General features: G+C 55.0%; 16 protein-coding genes. 8 read left to right on the plus strand and 8 right to left on the minus strand.

From position 1 onward, the window contains the following. Nucleotides 1-5 precede the first annotated feature (5 nt). Nucleotides 6-902 carry a LysR family transcriptional regulator gene (locus tag V9K95_RS18120; protein WP_336441722.1) on the plus strand — a complete coding sequence of 299 codons (897 nt, stop codon included), beginning with the start codon at nucleotides 6-8 and terminating at the stop codon, nucleotides 900-902. 239 nt (nucleotides 903-1,141) lie between these two features. Here the strand turns inward: V9K95_RS18120 and V9K95_RS18125 are convergent, their stop codons facing one another. Both V9K95_RS18125 and V9K95_RS18130 read right to left on the minus strand, forming a co-directional pair. Further along, nucleotides 1,142-1,360, minus strand: a complete 219-nt coding sequence (locus V9K95_RS18125) for a hypothetical protein (protein ID WP_336441721.1) — start codon at nucleotides 1,358-1,360, stop codon at nucleotides 1,142-1,144. A gap of 75 nt (nucleotides 1,361-1,435) precedes the next feature. After that, on the minus strand, nucleotides 1,436-2,302 hold the full coding sequence (locus tag V9K95_RS18130) for a LysR family transcriptional regulator (protein WP_336441720.1): 867 nt from the start codon (nucleotides 2,300-2,302) through the stop codon (nucleotides 1,436-1,438). 92 nt (nucleotides 2,303-2,394) lie between these two features. On the opposite strand from V9K95_RS18130, the gene V9K95_RS18135 reads away from it, so the two are divergent. After that, nucleotides 2,395-3,342: a DMT family transporter gene (locus V9K95_RS18135; protein ID WP_336441719.1), complete on the plus strand. Its 948-nt coding sequence runs from the start codon at nucleotides 2,395-2,397 to the stop codon at nucleotides 3,340-3,342. Nucleotides 3,343-3,611: 269 nt separating this feature from the next. Here V9K95_RS18135 and V9K95_RS18140 read toward each other — a convergent pair whose 3' ends face one another. Genes V9K95_RS18140 through V9K95_RS18165 form a run of 6 tightly spaced genes read right to left on the minus strand, consistent with a single transcriptional unit; the run spans nucleotide 3,612 to nucleotide 9,522 of the window. Beyond that, nucleotides 3,612-4,481 (minus strand): NADPH-dependent oxidoreductase, encoded by an 870-nt coding sequence (locus V9K95_RS18140; protein ID WP_336441718.1) that lies wholly within the window; start codon nucleotides 4,479-4,481, stop codon nucleotides 3,612-3,614. A gap of 34 nt (nucleotides 4,482-4,515) precedes the next feature. Then, a complete protein-coding gene (locus tag V9K95_RS18145) occupies nucleotides 4,516-5,304 on the minus strand; it encodes an ABC transporter permease (protein ID WP_336441717.1) in 789 nt (262 codons plus the stop codon). Then, nucleotides 5,304-6,152, minus strand: coding sequence for an ABC transporter permease (locus V9K95_RS18150; RefSeq protein WP_336441716.1), 849 nt, complete (start codon nucleotides 6,150-6,152; stop codon nucleotides 5,304-5,306). The genes V9K95_RS18145 and V9K95_RS18150 overlap by 1 nt, the downstream gene beginning before the upstream one ends. A gap of 27 nt (nucleotides 6,153-6,179) precedes the next feature. Further along, nucleotides 6,180-7,256, minus strand: coding sequence for an ABC transporter substrate-binding protein (locus V9K95_RS18155; protein ID WP_336441715.1), 1,077 nt, complete (start codon nucleotides 7,254-7,256; stop codon nucleotides 6,180-6,182). 1 nt (nucleotide 7,257) lies between these two features. Beyond that, complete coding sequence (locus V9K95_RS18160) at nucleotides 7,258-8,148, minus strand: ABC transporter ATP-binding protein (protein ID WP_336441714.1); 891 nt, start codon at nucleotides 8,146-8,148, stop codon at nucleotides 7,258-7,260. An 18-nt stretch (nucleotides 8,149-8,166) separates the two neighbouring features. Then, the gene (locus tag V9K95_RS18165) at nucleotides 8,167-9,522 is read right to left on the minus strand and encodes an LLM class flavin-dependent oxidoreductase (protein WP_336441713.1); all 1,356 of its coding nucleotides are present in this window, start codon (nucleotides 9,520-9,522) and stop codon (nucleotides 8,167-8,169) included. Between the two features lie 618 nt (nucleotides 9,523-10,140). Between V9K95_RS18165 and V9K95_RS18170 the strand changes: the two genes are divergently transcribed. The 6 genes from V9K95_RS18170 to V9K95_RS18195 all read left to right on the plus strand — a co-directional run bounded on the left by V9K95_RS18170 (nucleotide 10,141) and on the right by V9K95_RS18195 (nucleotide 15,096). Beyond that, nucleotides 10,141-10,791 carry a DUF6766 family protein gene (locus V9K95_RS18170; RefSeq protein WP_336441712.1) on the plus strand — a complete coding sequence of 217 codons (651 nt, stop codon included), beginning with the start codon at nucleotides 10,141-10,143 and terminating at the stop codon, nucleotides 10,789-10,791. Nucleotides 10,792-10,863: 72 nt separating this feature from the next. Continuing rightward, nucleotides 10,864-11,355 carry a YciE/YciF ferroxidase family protein gene (locus tag V9K95_RS18175; protein WP_336441711.1) on the plus strand — a complete coding sequence of 164 codons (492 nt, stop codon included), beginning with the start codon at nucleotides 10,864-10,866 and terminating at the stop codon, nucleotides 11,353-11,355. 39 nt (nucleotides 11,356-11,394) lie between these two features. Then, on the plus strand, nucleotides 11,395-13,509 hold the full coding sequence (locus tag V9K95_RS18180) for a catalase (protein ID WP_336441710.1): 2,115 nt from the start codon (nucleotides 11,395-11,397) through the stop codon (nucleotides 13,507-13,509). A 514-nt stretch (nucleotides 13,510-14,023) separates the two neighbouring features. Beyond that, complete coding sequence (locus tag V9K95_RS18185) at nucleotides 14,024-14,230, plus strand: hypothetical protein (RefSeq protein WP_336441709.1); 207 nt, start codon at nucleotides 14,024-14,026, stop codon at nucleotides 14,228-14,230. Between the two features lie 120 nt (nucleotides 14,231-14,350). Then, a complete protein-coding gene (locus V9K95_RS18190) occupies nucleotides 14,351-14,551 on the plus strand; it encodes a hypothetical protein (RefSeq protein ID WP_336441708.1) in 201 nt (66 codons plus the stop codon). A gap of 368 nt (nucleotides 14,552-14,919) precedes the next feature. Continuing rightward, complete coding sequence (locus V9K95_RS18195) at nucleotides 14,920-15,096, plus strand: hypothetical protein (RefSeq protein WP_336441822.1); 177 nt, start codon at nucleotides 14,920-14,922, stop codon at nucleotides 15,094-15,096. Nucleotides 15,097-15,298: the final 202 nt, after the last annotated feature.

Raw genomic sequence — 15,298 nt, forward strand, 5'->3', positions numbered from 1 at the left:
GGACAATGGCGCGATCTGTTCTTACCGACCTGGATGCCGTTCTGAGCATTGCCCGGCTGGGTTCGTTCCGGGCCGCAGCGCTAGAGCTCGGCATGTCCACGACCGCACTGAGCAACGCCATTGCGAAGCTAGAGCAGCGCCTGGGCATTCGCTTGTTCAACCGCACAACGCGTAGCGTTTCGCTCACCGATGGGGGAACGACCTTTGTCGAGCGAATTGGACCGGCAATGACCGACATCCACGATGCCATGCTCGCGGCTCAATCGCTTCAGGATACTCCGACCGGCACATTGCGTATCAATGCATTTGCGTCAGCGGCTCGAGAGGTGATGGAGCCGCTCATCCTGTCGTTCATGCGGCGTTACCCCCAGGTTCATGTTGATCTGGTCACGGAGGGTAAACTCGTCGACATCGTCGCGGCCGGCTTTGATCTGGGCCTGAGGACGGTTGATCTGGTCCCGAACGACATGATTGCCCTGCCACTCGGTCTCGATCGCAGCAATGCCGTCGTCGCGTCGCCGAATTTCCTGCGCACTCACGGCAGGCCAACCGTCCCGGCCGACCTATACCGATTTCGCTGCATCCGTGCGCGTCTGCCCAACAACGCCTTGTTTCGTTGGCGGTTCGAGAAGGACGGGAACGCCGTGCAGATCGATGTCCAAGGCTCTATCACGCTGGACGAGCCAAGCCTCGTCAGTATAGCGGCCCAGAATAGCGTTGGAATTGGATATGTCATGGAAGCGGATGTGCGCGATGACATTGCGGCCGGGCGACTAGTGCGCGTTCTCGAGGACTGGACTCCCCCACTGGCACCATTAGCCCTATACTACCCCGGCAGGAAGAATCCGCCGGCTGCCTTCAGCGCATTCATTCAAGCTGCCCGCGATTTTGCAAAGGGGTAATCGACCGGTGCATAAATCAACGTCTTCTCGACATCGAAGATGCGCACCCAACATACTTTCACGTCATCCGTCTTGCTGGGAAGAACAGCCTGGAAAATGACTGTTATCCGGACAGGGACCTGCATCCCATGTACGTGGCTGATCGCTGTGATTTTAGATGCTCGGAAAATCAAATGGCAGGAAATGGTCAAATCAAGAGGCGCAATTATCGCCTTGAATGGAATGGAACAGCAGACCACTCAATGCAGTTCTGTTAAGTGCGGTTCCAGACGAGGCACTATGCGATTTTCGGAGCACATGCCGGGAAAATCACCTGTGCTGCCACCAGCTCCGCGCCCCGGAACCGACCAGCCCTTCAGATTGGGTTCCAGATCGAGAAGAGCGCCGAGGATGGGGCGATTCCGGTGGGAGGCAGGATCGTACATTAAGATAGCCAGACCTTCGTGATTTGGGTTCAATCCGGTCCTCCCTCATATTGCCGTCAACAGAGATGGGTAGGAACAGTCATTCGCGCACGGTCTGTTGAAGGCCGCCTACGAGCCCAAGGCCATCGAGTGGAGTCGAAGCACAAGGTGATTGATAGCCAGTGCGGCGCCTGGGCTGAGTGTTTTGGACCGGTGAAGACGTATCTCGGCGCCAGGCAGCGGCGGCAAGCATTGACCGGGATCAACGTTGCGCAGGCCGTGCGAAAGCATGCTACCCTTGACGACAGACACCGCCAGGCCCTGCCTAACAATAGCCTCCACGGCTGCAAGACTCGAGCTGACATAAGCCAACCGCCATAGGCGACCTGCCGCACTGAGCGCCTCAAGGGCCCAGGCGCGAAACAGGCAATCTGGGTTCGACAAGGCCATCGGCAGAGGATTGATATCCTCGACGGCATAGTCGGCCGCTGCTACCCAAACCGCCTTTTCCCGACAGATCAACTCTCCTTCGGTTGCGCCTTCTGGATGCATGGCGATGACCGCATCGAAGGACGATCCGAGCCTTTTCAGGAATCGGGCAGTCAGACCGATCTCCATCTCAATTTGAACGAAAGGAAATCGCTCGGCCATGTCGGCCAGCAGGCGCGGCAGGACCTTAGTGCCATAGTCCTCCATGACACCGATGCGAATGCGTCCGATAACCTTTTGATTGGAAAGGCGCGCGATCGCTTGCTCGTTGAGGGTGAGGATACGACGCGCATCGATCAGAAAATCCTCGCCGGCTGCCGTGATTTCGACGCGCCCTGTCGATCGGCGAAACAGCGCGACACCAAGGCGCTCCTCAAGGCGGCGTACCTGCAAACTCACCGCCGCCTGTGTTCGATTGAGCCGCTCGGCGGAGCGCGTGAACGACAGGTGCTCAGCGACGGCGACGAAAGCCCGCAAGAGTTCCGGATCGAGGGTCGAAGTGCTCATAATTGAATGTTATCAAGTTAATGAGATTAATTCGATTCCTTTTAGCATTCTTGTCGCTTACCACAGGCTCTGAGCCCGGGAGGTGCGGCGGTATGGAAATTCTTGGCGTCCTTGCGGCAGTTCTGTCCAGCGCAATCGGCGGTACAGCGATCGGCGCCACACGCTATCTTGCGGGCACGCTCGATCCGCTGACGATTGGGGCCATTCGTTTTGGCGGCGGTTTCCTGGTCCTGCTGGCGATAGCGGTTTGGCGGCACGACCGATGGCCGAGCAAACACGACTGGCTCGGCACGGCTGCGTTGGGTCTCTTGTTCTTTGGTCTGTTTCCCGTGCTTTTCAACGTGGCCCTGATCTACACGACCGCCTCGCGGGGCGCCTTGGCGCTTTCGACATTGCCGCTGCTCACCATGGTCGCCAGCGCAATCTTGAGGGTCGAACGGCCAACAATGCGCAAAATGATCGGCGTCCTCGTTGCAATGGGTGGTGTATTTATTGCGCTCGGCATCGGCACGACAACCACACCACCGGACGCATGGCGAGGCGATACCCTGATGCTAGCGGCCGCATTCTGCATGGCGCTTTACAACGTCTGGTCCCGTCCGTTCATATCCCGCTCGGGACCGATCCCATTTGCCGCCTTCGGCATGGGCGTGGGCGCGGCGTGCCTGTCGGCCTTGTCGGCTCTGACTGGTGGTCTTGCACAACTCGACGTGCTGAGCGCACCGCAATGGATTGCGAGCGGATATCTCGCAATCGTATGTGGAGCTGGCATTTTCTTCCTGTGGGCCTATGCACTTGGCAGAACCACTCCCACGCTCGTTGCTGTGTCCGTTGCGGTGAATCCGGTAACAGCTTCGATCTTCGGCGTTGTCCTCCTCGGCGAATCGACGGGAGCACACCTGATCATCGGGCTTCTGGCTGTTTTTATCGGAATCGGTATTGCATCAGGACCAATCGACTGGCGCAGTCTGCTGAGCCGGCGGTCGGCGTCCACTGCCACCAAAGCATCAAGCGGTGTCATTCGAAGCAAAATGCACTGAGAATGAGACGGCGTAGCAGCCTTGACTATGAGGTAGATTGAGTGGCGACAATGCGGTATGACCAACGTTGCGTTGCCGTCGCTGTCCACATGAGCCCAGGCGCCATAGGCCTGCCCCACAAAGGATAGGGAGATCAACCGGAGCAATTGCGGCGAAGGCGTCGCCGCCTGCTGACTTGTCGGCAGAACTATAGGCGAGAGTGGTTATCGTCGCCTGCGGGGTGACAGCCACTCCGCCAATTAACCGAACGTTTTAAGAACTGGGCAATCCTACTTGATCCGAAACCCGAGCAATTTGACTGCACTTGACAGTACATCGCGGTTTTTCAGCGCTTCTTTCGTGCCAATTCGCCTGCTCATTTGCTCAGTCCAATCGATTGCCGGCATAAGTTGCAATTTTTGAAAGGCACGCAGTATCGTGTTATAGTCGCCGAAATCCGCACTGTCTGCGTTGGCTCCGTATTGTTCGCGGTGGAAGACTGTTGATCGTGGCAGGCGCGGTTTGATGTCCGTTCTGATTCCTGGGTTCGGATACCCGACAGTCAAACCAAAAACCGGAAAGACCTCCTTCGGAAGCGCCAGTTCCCTTGCAATAGCCTCCGGGTTGTTTCGCAGTGCACCTATATAGCAAGTTCCCAGCCCAAGGGATTCAAAGGCCATGACTGCATTTTGCGCGGCAAGCGTGGCATCGATAATGGCGAGAAGAAAGCTCTCCAGATAGTCCAGGCCCTCGGCCGGGGACCCTTGCGTCCTGGTTATACTTCTTAAGCGAGATAGGTCAGCCAACCAGACCAGAAGCAACGGAGCCTGATCAATTTGCTTTTGATTTCCCGCAACAGCGTTGATCCGCGCTTTGCGGTCGCCGTCTTCAACTGCCAATACGCTCCACGCCTGCAGATTGGAAGAGCTCGGCGCGGACTGTGCCGCAGAGATCGCAAGCTCCACCGCTGTCGCCGGAACCGATTGCGGCAGATAAAACCGTATGCTGCGGTGTGCGAGGAGCGTTTCGATTGCCGTGGTTACCGGGAGCTGGCCGGCCAAATCCTGTTGAGTCCCATAACGTTGCTGCAACAACGTACTGATCCGGTCGGCATTTGGTAGTTTTGGCGTGTCGGTACCGTCGCTGGCGAGTGTAGACATCAATCGAATTTCCTGTTGTGGCCAAGTCGGAAGACTAATGCGCACTGACGCGCCAGCGAAGAAGATGAGCTTCGGCGGCCGCAGCAAGTCTGTTGAGCGTAAAGCCTACCAGACCAAGAATGATTACCCCTACCATGACCAGCGCCATGTCGAAATGCTCCCGGCCCGCAATGATCAAGCCACCGACGCCTCTGCCCACGGCTAGAAAATATTCCGCCCCGACGGTTGCCAACCAGGAATAGATCAGTCCGAGATGCACCCCAGTCGCAATCGAAGGTAAGGCGGCGGGAAGAAAAATGCGGGTGATGCGTTGCAGCGGTGTAAACCTCAATGCCTGCCCGACTTCTATAAGGTCACGCGGCGTGTTGCGCATACCCTCATAGGTATTGAGCACAACCGGGATGAACGCGGCAAGAGCAACGAAAACGATCTTTGCCTGTTCGCCGAAACCAAACCAGATCGATATAAGCGGAATCCAGGCCAACAATGATATCTGCTTGAGGCTGTTGAAGGTTGGAGTGACCAACGCGTCCGCAGCGCGCGACAACGCCAGCAGCGTTGCGAAGGCTATCCCGATTGCTGAACCAATCAGAAAGCCGACCACATTGCGAAAGAGGCTGACTCCGAGTTCGCCAATGAGATCGTTGTCGATCAACTCACGCTTTGCGGTCAAAAACACGTCTTCCAGAGACGGCAAAAACCGGGAGTCGACCAGACCGGTGCGGCTCGACACTTCCCAGACAACCAACAGCAGCACGGGAATGGTCAGACCGCGCCGGATCTTGACAGCTCGCCGTGTTTGGAAGTTCGCGATAAGTGACATCAATTGCCCTCCTCGTGCTTCCAGCGCTGGACAGAGGTCTCCGAGATATCGAGAGCCTTGTCCATCACGAAGCCAAGAATACCGATAGCGATCATCGCCACAATGACAACGTCGAGCCAGAACATCTGTCTGCCCCAGACCAGCAGATAGCCAAGTCCCTCTGAGGACGCGAGCAACTCGACGCCGACGAGCGCGGTCCAGGAGTGCGTGAGACCATAGCGGATACCGGTAAAAATAGAGGGTGCCGCTCCGGGTAGCACAATGAGACGCAAGGTCTGCCAACGGCCGAAACGCAGGGCATGACCGACTTCAACCAAATTGGCGGGGACCGAACGGATGCCAGCAGCGGTATTTATTGCCATAGGAACGAGTGCTCCCTTGGCTATGACGATGATCTTCAAGGTTTCGCCAATGCCAAAGATCAGCATGAGCAAGGGAATCCAGCCAAGCGTCGGTATCTGCGCAAAGGCGAGAAACAGTGGCCTGACATAATCATCGATCCGTTGCGACAGGCCCATTGCCATGCCGAGTGCCAGACCACCAACCGCACCGAACAGAAATCCGATCGCCACGCGGCCCAGACTGACGCCTGCATGATAGAAGATTTCACCGGAGTTGATCATGTCTACTGCCGTAGAGTAGACATAGGCCGGAGACGGCAATATCTGCTCCGGCAGCCAGCCCCTCCCCGAGGCAATCCACCACGCAATAAGCAGCCCAACCGGCAGGACAAGCGCGATCGCAAAACGGTGCAGTCCCCATCTTCTTCCAAACGTCTTTGTTTGTGCCTTGTCCACCTGTTGCGCAGAGGCAGGTTCGATGATGATGCTGTTAGATCCGATACTCATGTGATGGTCTGCCAGGTTTGTTTGGTACTACGAGCCCAGTGGCTTGCCGTTTGCCCCATAGGCCTGCCAAAAATTCCGCAGCCCAAGCTTCTGCAGCGAAGTATTGAGATATTTCGGCTCGAACCAGCCGTCGGTGCTGACCTCGCGACGGATCAAACCGAATTCCTTGGCCTTGACGCCCTGCTCCCGATACTGCGAGACGAGCAGATCATCAATGAGAGGCGAGTTACGATAGGCCAGTTTGTCGTTCCTGAAATATTCTTCGAGGATCGGGATGGACGTGCCAGATTTGTGCCAAAGGTCGAAGAGGGCCGCACGATTTGGCTCGTCGGAGGACCACTGCGCCGCTTTGACAAAGGCATCCACGACACGCTGGGTGATTTCCGGGTGCTTTTCGATAAAGTCTTCGCGCGCAACGATACCGGCATTGCGACCATAGCGCGGATCGTCTCCTTTTGTGGTGTAGATCACCTTGGCATTGCCCTTTTCGGCGAGATTGATCAGTGCTGTATCGCCAAATGCCGCATCGATGTCCTGGCTTGTGAGCGCTGCGACCGTCCCTGCGCTATCGAGATTGATGACTTGCAGATCTTTCTCGGTGAGGCCATTGGCCTCCAGGATCTTGATCGCCGCAAGATGTCCATTGGTGCCACGCTGATAGGCGACTTTCTTGCCTTTCAGATCCGCGACCGATTTGATCGCGGCATCCTTGGCGACTGCCAGGTATAGGGGCTTGCGTGCACCGCTGGCCAGAAGATATTTGGTCTTCAATCCATTGGCTCGGCCGATCAGGGAGGGTAGATCGCCCTGATAGGCAAAGTCGAGCTGATTGTTGGCAAAGGCTTCGTTGACGGCCGGACCGGCACCCTTGAAGAAGAACCATTCGATCTTGATATTCGGATCGCCGGCGAATTCTTTCTCAAGATACTCGCCCGCTCTCGCTGTTGCTGCGGAAGTGCCTTCCGAATAAGGCCGGCTGTCGAGGCCAATGGCGGCATAACCGACGTTGATCGTCAGTGGTTCCTCCGCAATAGCCGGAAACGTAAAGGAAGAAAAGGCGATTGCGGCAAAAAGCGCTCTTCGGGTGAAGTGGGATAGGTTCATGTCAAATCTCCGTCGATGAATAGAGGGGCCGGCTAGCAAGTTTTGGGCGCAAGGCGGCATGGATCAGGTTTGCCTTGGGAACCGGCTGTTCTTTTGCAGCAGGCTGTTTGATCGGGAACTTCGGCTTGTCGCCACCCGTCGTGCTATTGAGAATATCAAGTACGTGGTTGCGAATACTGGCGAGCTGCGCGGAGGTTCGCTCGCGCGGATGCGGCAAATCCACAGTGACGGTTTCCCTGATCCGACCCGGGCTCGGCGACATGATCACGACGCGGTCACCAAGATAGACAGCCTCATCGACATCGTGCGTGACGAGCACCATTGTAATCTGCTCCTTGGCCCAGATATCCTGCAACTCCCCCTGAAGGCGAGCCTTGGTGATGGCATCCAAAGCGCCGAAAGGTTCGTCGAGGAAGAGGACATCAGGGCGATTGACCAGACCGCGCGCAATTCCGGCGCGTTGTGCCATGCCGCCTGATAATTGGTGCGGGTAGGCTTTTTCAAAGCCGGTCAAGCCCACCAACGCGATCTGTTTTGCAACCAGTTCGCGTTTTTCCGCCTTCGAGAAGTGTGCGTTTTCGAGGCCAAGCGCAACGTTTTGCTCGACTGTCAACCATGGAAACAGGCGCGGCTCCTGAAACACGATACCGCGATCAAGGCTGGGACCGGTCACCCGTGCCCCATCGTGGTCGATAGTGCCGTCGTGCTTTACATCGAGACCCGCGCCAAGGCGCAGCAGTGTCGACTTGCCGCAACCGCTGGCTCCGACAATGGTGACAAATTCGCCTGCCGCTATATCGAGGCTCACATTATCGAGTGCCGTGATCGTATTTCCATTGACCTGGAAACGCCGGCTGACATTGTTGATTTTCACATGTGCAACGCTCGGCATGGTTGCTCCTTTGTTGGTTTATTCGACTGCAACAGTTGACTGAGCCGGATGGTGCGGCTCACGCAAACCCAGATGGCTGCGCAGTGTACGCCCCTCATACTCGGTGCGGAAAAGTCCGCGCCGTCGGAGTTCCGGCACAATATGCTCGACAAAATCTGTAAGCCCGACAGGCAGATGCGGCGGCATGACGTTAAAGCCATCGGCAGCACCGGTCGTGAACCAATCTTCCATCTGATCGACTATTTGCGTCGGGGTACCCACGATCTGCCAATGGCCTCGCGCACCGGCGACACGCAGGTAAAGCTGGCGGATCGTCAGATTCTCGCGGCGGGCCAGATCAACAATCAGTTTCTGGCGGCTCTTGCTGCCATTGGTTTCGGTGACTTCGGGCAGAGGTCCGTCCAGAGGATATTTCGACAGGTCGACATCGCCGCCTATGCCATTGAGCAGGGACAGTCCGACGGCCGGATGAATGAGCTCCTGAATCTGCTCAAATTTTTCCTGGGCCTCCGACAGGGTCTTGCCGATAACGGGGAAAATGCCGGGCATGATCTTCAGATCCTCCGGCGAACGCCCAAAGCGGGCAAGCCTGCCCTTCACGTCGCGGTAGAATACACGGGCGTCCTCGATATTCTGGTGCGCTGTGAAAATGACTTCGGCGGTTCGCGCTGCGAGATCCTTGCCCGGCTCAGATGAGCCGGCTTGTACGACCACCGGATGACCTTGGGGTGATCGCGATACGTTGAGCGGACCTTTCACCTTGAAATGCTTGCCGCGATGATTGAGAAGATGCTGTTTGGACGGATCATAGTAGATGCCGCTGGGCTTATCGCGCAGGAACGCATCGTCTTCCCAGGTGTCCCACAGTCCGAGAACGACATCGGCGAATTCTTCGGCACGTTCGTAACGCTCCGCATGGGCAACGTGATGATCACGGTTGAAATTATGCGCCTCGTCCTCACTGGCTGAAGTCACGAGGTTCCAGCCGGCGCGACCGCCACTAATATGGTCGAGCGAAGCGAACTTGCGGGCGATGTGATAGGGCTCGTTGTAGGTCGTCGACGCCGTAGCGACAAAGCCCACGCGCTCGGTCAGGGCAGAAAGGGCCGAAAGAAGCGTCAGCGGTTCAAATTGCGCCACATAACGTAGGGCAGTACGACTGAGTGCTTCCGTATCGGTGCCACGCGTACCAACGCCGTCGGCCATGAAGATCAGATCAAATTTCGCCGCTTCGACAATGCGTGCAAGTTCGGCATAGTGGGCGAAATTCGAGCCGGCGTCGGCTTGAGCCTGCGGATGGCGCCATGCCGCAATATGATGCCCCGTTGGGTACAGGAATGCGCCTAGTCTCAATTGGTCAGCAGGTTTGCTCATGGTTCATCTCGATCCGGTGTTACCGAAAGCCTAGGCCGCAATTTTTAATCACGACAGAAATGGTATTCTTTAGATTGGATCGATTTGGGTTTTCTCGTTCGTGCGTTCCCTGCAGCCTGGAACTCGATTGTAGAATACGCCGGGTTCAACTCTGGCGGTGCCCAAATTCGGCCTTTCGGGTCGCAAACAAATTTTAGCCCGCACGCCTAAACGCGATCACCGATCGGGATTTATGGAACTGGCGTCAGGCTTGAATGGCAATGCGGAGGCTTCTCAGGCTCGGCAAGGGAACGTCGAAATACCAGCCGACAATGTCTCTGAGATATGCCTGTGTTCTGCTGCAGCCGCTTTTCCCGTACGCAAGGCGCAACGCAACTGACGCTCCTGTGGTATGGCCGAGAAAGAATTCCCGGCGACTGATCTACCGTGGGTTACATGTGGCAGGCGGCTTCCCAACCAAGCAGGAACAGAGGATTGGTAATTTCAATCACGGGATGGCGCTGGAGCGCAGCCGCGCCACCTCCCTTTATAAAAACGATGCCTTCGGCGGAACCGCATCCTTGCAGGGGGGTTGAGTGTGAGGCGGCCGATCTAACGCCCACCCGGAGGCTCTAAAAAATGAAAAAAATGCTGAAGAACAATGGTTTGACAATTGTTTTGACCCTCGCCTTTCTGGGTAGTTTGCTCGGAATGTGGATCTCAGGCTGGTACCAAGAGAATGCTGAGCTCATCAGCCATGGTCTGCCTCCCCTAACTTTGCTTGGCTATACCATGGATGAGTCTTTCCTATCGGCTCTCTTCGAAAACTGGGAAAGCGAATGGCTGCAAATGTCATTCTACGTCATGCTAACTGCCTTGCTGTTCCAAAAAGGATCTGCGGAGTCGCGTGATCCAGATGAAGCCTCAACAGCCGAGGACAAGTTGACGGCCAAGTCGTATCCTGTTTGGCTAAGACGTTCTGCGATGGGCCGATGGATCTATCGCTATTCTCTGGGCCTGGCCTTGGCCATATTATTTTTAGCCTCTTTCGTCGGGCATCTAATAGCCAGTTCTGCGTCCTACAACTCCCAAGCCACCATGCACCACGAAGCCACGCGCAGTGTGATTGAACATTTTGCGAGTTCCCAGTTCTGGTTTGAGTCTTTCCAGAACTGGCAGTCAGAGTTCTTTTCAACTGCCATGCTGGTTGTTCTGTCCATTTTCCTGCGTTTCAAGGGCTCGCCTGAGTCTAAGCCTGTATCCGCACGAGACAGTGAGACCGGAGCTTAGGCGAATATATTTTCCTCCTGCGAGGGAACCAGTCTCTCCAACCAAGGTTAAGACTGCAAAGGAACCAGCATCATGCAAAACAAATCAGTCGAAGACCTCTACAATGATGGCTTGAAGGAAATCCTTTATGCCGAGCGTAAAATTCTGCAAGCCCTGCCTAAGATGTCGGCGGCTGCAACGTCGGACAAGTTGACAGCTGCATTTGATAAACACCGAAAGGAGACTGAAGGGCATGTCAGTCGCCTCGAAAAAGTTTTTGCAACATCGGGTCAACCCGTGGTGGCAAAGACCTGCGCAGGCATAGATGCGATAATTGAAGAAGGCGAGCTAATAATTGCCGATTATAAAAACAGCCCCGCTCTCGATCTCGGCCTTGCCGCCGGTGCGCAGGCGGTCGAGCATTATGAAATCGCAAAATATAAAGCTTTGAAGAAGTTGGCGGCGTCTCTCGGTAACTCAGATGCTGCCGAATTGTTGGATGCCACTCTACAGCAAGAAATGCAGACCGAAGCCGATCTTGACGCACTTGCCGATGCCTTGGACGGTTCCAAGGTCAAGCGCTGATCACCACGAATTCCCGCACTAGACTATAGAGGGACTACAATGCCCAAATCTTCGAAAAGTTCGCCGGCAGATAACGCAACGATCCATGATCAAAAACTCCATCGCGGTCCGGGTGGAGAACTGCATCAGCTGGCATCGACCGACACTCCAATACTCACGACGGCGCAAGGTGGCCCGGTAGCGGATGATCAAAACTCGCTGAAGATAGGAGCACGGGGACCAACTGTGCTTGAGGACTTCCACTTTCGTGAAAAGATTTTTCATTTCGATCATGAGCGCATTCCCGAGCGCGTGGTTCATGCACGTGGCTATGGTGCTCACGGATTTTTTGAAACCTACGAATCCTTGGCCCAGTACACGCGGGCTGACCTGTTTCAAAGGGCGGGCGAACGCACCCCCGCTTTCGTCAGATTCTCGACGGTGGCTGGCAGCAAGGGTTCCTTTGATCTCGCACGAGATGTCAGAGGTTTTGCCGTCAAAATCTATACGCAGGAAGGCAACTGGGATCTGGTCGGGAACAACATCCCGGTGTTCTTTATTCAGGACGCTATAAAGTTTCCGGATATGGTTCACGCGGTAAAGGAAGAGCCGGACCGCGCTTTTCCTCAGGCGCAGTCAGCGCATGATAATTTCTGGGATTTTATCAGCCTCACGCCCGAAAGCATGCACATGATCATGTGGACAATGTCCGATCGCGCCATTCCCCGTTCATTCCGGTTCATGGAAGGGTTCGGGGTCCACACCTTCCGACTTGTCAATGCGAAGGATGAGTCGACTTTCGTCAAATTTCACTGGAAGCCGAAGCTCGGACTGCAATCCGTCGCCTGGAACGAGGCGGTTAAAATCAACGGTGCCGACCCTGACTTCCATCGCCGTGACCTGTGGGATGCAATCCAGTCGGGAGCGTTCCCTGAGTGGGAGCTACAAGTGCAACTGTTCGATGAGAAATTTGCCGATAGCTTCGAATTCGACATTCTGGATTCAACGAAAATCATTCCGGAAGAAATACTTCGTCCTATCCCCGTTGGCCGTCTCGTTTTGGACCGCATGCCGGATAACTTCTTTGCAGAGACCGAACAAGTCGCCTTCATGACGCAGAACGTCCCCCCCGGCATTGATTTCTCAAACGACCCATTGCTCCAGGGACGTAATTTTTCTTATCTGGATACACAGCTGAAAAGGCTCGGCGGGCCCAATTTCACGCATATTCCCATCAACGCTCCAAAATGTCCTTTTGCTCACTTCCAGCAGGATGGGCATATGGCAATGCGCAATCCAGTTGGGCGGGTAAACTATCAGCCAAATTCATGGGGTGAAGGCCCAAGAGAGTCACCTGATAGAGGATTTCGCTCATTTGCTGACGTGGAGTCCGGCCAAAAGGTAAGGCTGCGTGCTGAATCCTTTGCAGATCACTACAGCCAAGCCCGTCAGTTCTTCATCTCGCAAACTTTACCGGAACAAAAGCACATAATCGCCGCTTTGACCTTTGAACTCAGCAAGGTAAAAACTCCGGTGATCCGTGAACGGATGGTTTCGCATCTTTTGAACATAGATGAGACACTGGCATCAAAGGTCGCCAAGGGCCTTGGTCTGAAAACTATGCCTGTCGCCGCAGAAGCGGCCGTTCCCACACGTCAGGATCTTGACCCTTCTCCTGCGCTCAGCATTGTCAAGAACGGGCCCCAAAGATTTGAGGGTAGAAAGCTCGGAATTCTGCTGACCGACGGATTTGATATGACGCTACTGAAAGATTTGCAAAAGGCAGTAATAGCCCAGAAAGCTGTTTTCGAGGTCATCACGCCGACGGTCAGCGGAGCCACGGCGTCTGATGGAACGTTTGTAGAAGCAGATCAAATGATAGATGGCGGCCCGTCAGTTCTATATGATGCTGTGGCTCTGCTGCCCTCAGAGCAAGGCATCGGAGAATTGGTCAAGGAATCGACTGCCCGTGATTTCGTGGCCGATGCTTTCGCCCATTGCAAGTTTATCGGCTACAACGCGTCAGCAGTTAAATTGCTCGACAAGGCTGGAGTTTCGGGTCAACTCGATGAAGGCATCATACAGCTGAACGGACCGGACGATATCGCGAAGTTTATCATGCAGCTTGGAAAGTTGCGCATCTGGTCACGCGAACCAAATGTGAAAATGCATTAGCAAAACAATCTTACGGAGCGCGGTGCACTGTGTTTTTGAAAATGATTCCAGATGGAACTAATCCATCATCAGAGCATTAAAATATCAGCTGTGTTGAGCTCAAACATTCGTGACCTGACAGAATGGGTCATTACAGGAGGTTTCCCATAGGCCGCGGTATTCTTCTATGGTTACTCGGAATTCCGATTCCAATCATCATTCTCCTCTTTCTGTTTATGCGATAGGAGAACATCATGTCCCTCACAGATTTGAACGGGGGCGCTGATCCAACCACGGAATCTAGCTCGTCCGCAGTAAGTTGGGGGCCAATCATTGCAGGCTCCGTCGCCGCGACTGCAATCACGCTTTTGCTTACGCTGTTCGGTTCGGGGTTCGGGCTGACAATGGTTTCACCATTTGCGTCTGAAGGCGCATTTGCCGCAACGTTTGCGGTGTCTACAGCCGTCGGGCTGATCATCGTGCAAAGGGTATCAGCTGCTTTCGGTGGTTACTTGACTGGCAGGCTGCGCACCAAATGGTCCGGCGTTCACCAAATGAAGTCTATTTCCGTGATACCGCGCATGGCTTCATCTCATGGGCAATTGCAACATTGTTTCTCGTTGTCGTTCTCGGTTCTGCGATCTCTTCGACGATTGGCGCCGGTATTCAAGCGGCCTCCAGTGTAGCATCCGGTGCTGCCAGCGCAGCGTCTTCTGCTGCAGGTGCTGCCCGCAACCAGTGACTCGGCAAACTACTTTGTCGACAGCCTGCTACGCCCCGGCAGCCCGGCCGCTGCCAATGCGGAACAGGCAGGTCAGGCAGCATCGGAAGTCTCCCGCATTCTGCAGCCACGACCGGTGAAATGCCCGCCGATGATCGCGCCTATCTCGACCAGCTCGTTGCCTTGCGAACCGGTTTGAGCGAGGCAGATGCCAAGGCCCGCGTTGATGGCGTTCTCGCTCGGATCGAAGAGGCGAAAAAGTCGGCGATCGAAACAGCCGAGGCAGTCCGGAAAGTCGGAGCAACAGCGGTATTCATGACCGCACTGTCGCTTCTGATCTGATAACGAGGGATGAAGTTGCGAGCATATCAATTTTTAAACGACCATCCGCCCAGAACTAGCTCAGTTTCCGCAGTTTCGACCTGGAGCGACAAGCGTGCGGAATAGCGGTCCTGCATTGCATCATGCGCCTACGATCACCCTGTAATCAAGATCGACTGTGCCCAATACCGTCGGCAAAACACAGATATCCGTCTCTCCCTCGGAAACCAGCTGGATGTTTACATCAGCCGATAAAAGAATTTTATGGAGCTCGGTGAAGACCAAGGTGAGTAGATGTTTTTATCCAATCCGGGCAGGAGGGACATAAGCCTTCAATTCTGAAACAAGGCCGACTCAATCAGCCCAGCTGACCATAGATGTAATAACGAATGGAACGCACTTTCGGCGGCATAAACCTCGAAGATATGAACGCACCGGAATGTTTCGAAGTTAAAGAACAGCTTCGTGAGAAGATGAATATTCCGGTATTTCATGACGATCAGCACGGCACAGCGATCATTGTTGCCGCTGCGATCACGCCCGACCGCATCTTCCGGTGTAGCTAACGGCATAAACTTTGTAAATATAGTTCGCTCGGGTCGGTGTTCAACCAGCTTGCAAATGTTAGGACGGTCGGTCTCAAACCAAGGCATCGCACAAGGGCTGCTGCCTGTAAAAATCCCCTGCATATCCATGCATAGGTGAACCGCTCAACTGCCCGGAGGGCCGAATCCCAAAACTGCTCCCATAAAATTGCCTCGACATGGC

The organism is Phyllobacterium sp. CCNWLW183, from assembly GCF_037203775.1.
GTDB lineage: Bacteria > Pseudomonadota > Alphaproteobacteria > Rhizobiales > Rhizobiaceae > Phyllobacterium > Phyllobacterium ifriqiyense.

Excerpts from the sequence above, each read along its gene's own strand:
- V9K95_RS18120 (WP_336441722.1), top strand. The coding sequence starts at position 6 with ATGGCGCGATCTGTTCTTACCGACCTGGATGCCGTTCTGAGCATTGCC.
- V9K95_RS18130 (WP_336441720.1), bottom strand. The coding sequence starts at position 2,302 with ATGAGCACTTCGACCCTCGATCCGGAACTCTTGCGGGCTTTCGTCGCC.
- V9K95_RS18135 (WP_336441719.1), top strand. The coding sequence starts at position 2,395 with ATGGAAATTCTTGGCGTCCTTGCGGCAGTTCTGTCCAGCGCAATCGGC.
- V9K95_RS18140 (WP_336441718.1), bottom strand. The coding sequence starts at position 4,481 with ATGTCTACACTCGCCAGCGACGGTACCGACACGCCAAAACTACCAAAT.
- V9K95_RS18145 (WP_336441717.1), bottom strand. The coding sequence starts at position 5,304 with ATGTCACTTATCGCGAACTTCCAAACACGGCGAGCTGTCAAGATCCGG.
- V9K95_RS18150 (WP_336441716.1), bottom strand. The coding sequence starts at position 6,152 with ATGAGTATCGGATCTAACAGCATCATCATCGAACCTGCCTCTGCGCAA.
- V9K95_RS18155 (WP_336441715.1), bottom strand. The coding sequence starts at position 7,256 with ATGAACCTATCCCACTTCACCCGAAGAGCGCTTTTTGCCGCAATCGCC.
- V9K95_RS18160 (WP_336441714.1), bottom strand. The coding sequence starts at position 8,148 with ATGCCGAGCGTTGCACATGTGAAAATCAACAATGTCAGCCGGCGTTTC.
- V9K95_RS18165 (WP_336441713.1), bottom strand. The coding sequence starts at position 9,522 with ATGAGCAAACCTGCTGACCAATTGAGACTAGGCGCATTCCTGTACCCA.
- V9K95_RS18170 (WP_336441712.1), top strand. The coding sequence starts at position 10,141 with ATGAAAAAAATGCTGAAGAACAATGGTTTGACAATTGTTTTGACCCTC.
- V9K95_RS18175 (WP_336441711.1), top strand. The coding sequence starts at position 10,864 with ATGCAAAACAAATCAGTCGAAGACCTCTACAATGATGGCTTGAAGGAA.
- V9K95_RS18180 (WP_336441710.1), top strand. The coding sequence starts at position 11,395 with ATGCCCAAATCTTCGAAAAGTTCGCCGGCAGATAACGCAACGATCCAT.
- V9K95_RS18185 (WP_336441709.1), top strand. The coding sequence starts at position 14,024 with ATGGTCCGGCGTTCACCAAATGAAGTCTATTTCCGTGATACCGCGCAT.
- V9K95_RS18190 (WP_336441708.1), top strand. The coding sequence starts at position 14,351 with ATGCCCGCCGATGATCGCGCCTATCTCGACCAGCTCGTTGCCTTGCGA.
- V9K95_RS18195 (WP_336441822.1), top strand. The coding sequence starts at position 14,920 with ATGGAACGCACTTTCGGCGGCATAAACCTCGAAGATATGAACGCACCG.